Genomic DNA, 3,069 nt, shown 5'->3' on the forward strand with positions numbered 1-3,069 from the left:
CTTCGTTTTCCAGCAATACAGAAATGATATGACGCATTACAGTTCCTCCGAGCCCAGCAGCATTTCAGTCAGACCCTTGCCTGACTTGACCATCGGCCAGACGTTCTCGGTTTGATCCGTAATGATGTTCATGAATACGAGTCTATCCTTCATGCCGAAGGCGTCGCGCATCGCGCCGTCCAGGTCTTGCGGCTTGTCGACCGTCATACCGACGTGGCCGTAGGATTCGACCAGCTTGTCGAAGTCCGGCAGCGAATCCATGTACGACTCGGAGTAACGCGAACCGTATTCGAGCTGCTGCCACTGGCGCACCATGCCGAGGAAGCGGTTGTTCAACAGGATGATCTTCGGCGTCATGTGGTACTGCTTGCAGGTCGCCAGTTCCTGGATGCACATCTGGATCGACGCTTCGCCGGTGATGCAGGCGACGGTTGCGTCCGGATTGGCCATCTGCACGCCCATTGCGTACGGCAAGCCGACGCCCATCGTGCCCAGGCCGCCGGAATTGATCCAGCGGCGCGGCTTGTCGAACGGGTAGTACTGCGCGGCCCACATCTGGTGCTGGCCGACGTCGGACGTGATGAAGGCGTCGCCTTTCGTCACCTCCCACACTTTTTGCACGACCGATTGCGGCTTGATGACTTCAGTCGACGGCGTGTACTTCAGGCATTCGCGCTTGCGCCATTCGTTGATCTGCTTCCACCAGCTGGACAGATGCGCTGCGTTCGGCTTGGTTTCAGCCGCGTCGAGCTGTGCCAGCAATTCCTGCAGCACTTCCTTGACGTTGCCGACGATAGGAATGTCGACCTTGACACGCTTCGAGATCGACGACGGATCGATATCGATATGAATGATCTTGCGCGAGGACGAGGCGAAATGTTTCGGATTGCCGATCACGCGGTCGTCGAAACGCGCGCCGATCGCGATCATCACGTCCGAATGCTGCATCGCCATGTTGGCTTCATAAGTGCCGTGCATACCCGGCATGCCGATGAACTTGTCGCTGGTTGCCTTGTACGCGCCGAGACCCATGAGGGTATTGGTGCATGGGTAGCCAAGCTTGTCGACCAGGCGATTCAGTTCTTCCGATGCATTCGCGAGGATGACGCCGCCGCCGGTGTAGATCATCGGCCGTTCGGCTTGCAACAGCAGTTGCACTGCCTTGCGAATCTGGCCGGAATGACCCTTGTCGACCGGCTTGTACGAGCGCATTTCGACGTCCTTCGGATATTCGAAAACGCACTTGTGCATCGTGATGTCTTTGGGGATGTCGACCAGCACAGGGCCGGGACGTCCGGTGGTCGCGATGTAGAAAGCTTTCTTCATCGTTGCCGCCAGGTCCTTGACATCCTTGACGAGGAAATTGTGTTTGACGCATGGACGCGTGATACCGACGGTATCGCATTCCTGGAACGCGTCCAGGCCGATGGCGGTCGACGGCACCTGGCCGGAAATCACGACCATCGGAATCGAATCCATGTAGGCAGTCGCCAGGCCGGTAACCGCATTGGTCACGCCGGGGCCGGAAGTCACGATGGACACGCCGACCTTGTTGGAACTGCGGGAATAAGCGTCGGCAGCATGCACGGCCGCCTGCTCGTGGCGCACCAGAATATGCTTGAACTTGCTGTGATTGAAGATCGCGTCGTAGATGTACAGCACGGCGCCGCCCGGATAGCCGAACACATGTTCGACACCTTCTTCAGCCAGACAGCGAACGACGATCTCTGCGCCGGTCAGCTCTTCGCCGACGGCATTGTTTGCTTCTGAGGTCATGCTACAAGTCCTTTCAAGGTCCATTGGAAATTGATCGGATGCTCTCTCCTGTGACCCGCATGATGCGTTCAGTGCTGGGGCGTCCCTTTTTTGTGCGGTCACGCTGATTCGTCACACATCTGTGGATGTGCTTCAAACCAGTGCTAAACGCGACTCGTTCGGCCGGAGTTCCTGAGGCAGTGCTGCGGAGGTCTCGCGCTTGTGGCGCGGGTTAGAGCAAACAGCTTTCAAGTGAAAAGCGCGCCTTTTGCGATACTGCGTGATAGGCAACGCGCAAAAGGCCATAGAACCTCTTTGAATTGCAAAGAGGGAACGATACGTTACTGCGTTGCACCATTCAGGTCAAGTCAAATCCCGCAAAATCCGTTTGAAATCAAGGATTTTTGGCAAAAATTGCCGCCAGCGAGGCTTTTTTGCTAGCATGCCTGCTGTTTTGAAAATCGCGGCCGTCACTGGCGTCCGCCCGTCGCAACGTCCCGGGCAGCGCAGTCTGCGCTGCATTGAATGGCAACTGATCAAGAACTCTCGGATTTTCTGGAAAGCGTGGAACGGCGCGCCTTCAAGCAGGCAGCCTACGCGGTCCGCAAGGATGAAGCGGCGCTGGACATTGTGCAGGATGCAATGATCAAGCTGGCCGAACGCTACGGCGACAAGCCGGCGGCAGAATTGCCGATGCTGTTCCAGCGCATTCTGCAAAATACGATCCACGACTACTTCCGGCGCGAAAAAGTGCGCAGTTCGTGGATCAGCCTGTTTTCCAGCTTTGGCAGCAGGCAGGAAGACCAGGAGAATTTCGACCCGATGGACATGGTCGAAGCGGAGGACGGCAGCTACGGCGCCGAATCCGGCCTGGTAAAACTGGAACGCAAGCAGGTGCTCGACATGATCGAACAGGAGATCGAAAACCTCCCTGCCCGTCAACGAGAAGCCTTCCTGATGCGTTATTGGCAGGACCTGAACGTGGCAGAAACCGCGGTCGCGATGGGATGCTCGGAAGGAAGCGTGAAAACACACTGCTCGCGCGCCACCCACGCCTTGGCCCAGGCGCTCAAGGCCAAAGGAATTTACTTATGAATACCAAAGATCTGGCCTTTCCCTACAAGGTGCGCCACGCACTGGATGAAAGCGTACGGGATATCCCTGCATCGACCGCGGAACGCCTTGCAAAAGCGCGGGAAATCGCCTTGTCTCACAAAAAGCAGGCGGCTGTCGCAGAAGCCCTTGCGCCACATGCCGCGCTTGCCGGCGCGGCTGCGCCTTCCACCCGGTCGCAGCCGCTGCGTGCCTGGCTGG

Annotated in this window: 3 protein-coding genes; 2 read left to right on the forward strand and 1 reads right to left on the reverse strand. The window is 57.5% G+C overall.

The window, feature by feature from the left end:
* Positions 1–36 precede the first annotated feature (36 nt).
* Entirely contained in the window at positions 37–1,800 is a 1,764-nt protein-coding gene (locus VN114_RS03930) for an acetolactate synthase 3 catalytic subunit (protein ID WP_325512202.1), read from the reverse strand.
* Positions 1,801–2,280: 480 nt separating this feature from the next.
* Here VN114_RS03930 and VN114_RS03935 point away from each other — a divergent pair, with 480 nt between their 5' ends.
* A complete protein-coding gene (locus VN114_RS03935) occupies positions 2,281–2,850 on the forward strand; it encodes an RNA polymerase sigma factor (RefSeq protein WP_325512204.1) in 570 nt (189 codons plus the stop codon).
* Positions 2,847–3,069: DUF3619 family protein (locus VN114_RS03940; protein ID WP_325512206.1), on the forward strand; the 223-nt coding region annotated here is incomplete at its 3' end. The genes VN114_RS03935 and VN114_RS03940, both read left to right, overlap by 4 nt.

Origin of the sequence: Oxalicibacterium sp., from assembly GCF_035565035.1 — a bacterium.
GTDB lineage: Bacteria > Pseudomonadota > Gammaproteobacteria > Burkholderiales > Burkholderiaceae_D > Oxalicibacterium.

What these genes read in the sequence shown, in the direction of transcription:
- VN114_RS03930 (WP_325512202.1), bottom strand. Translation starts at nt 1,800, where the DNA reads ATGGACCTTGAAAGGACTTGTAGCATGACCTCAGAAGCAAACAATGCC.
- VN114_RS03935 (WP_325512204.1), top strand. Translation starts at nt 2,281, where the DNA reads ATGGCAACTGATCAAGAACTCTCGGATTTTCTGGAAAGCGTGGAACGG.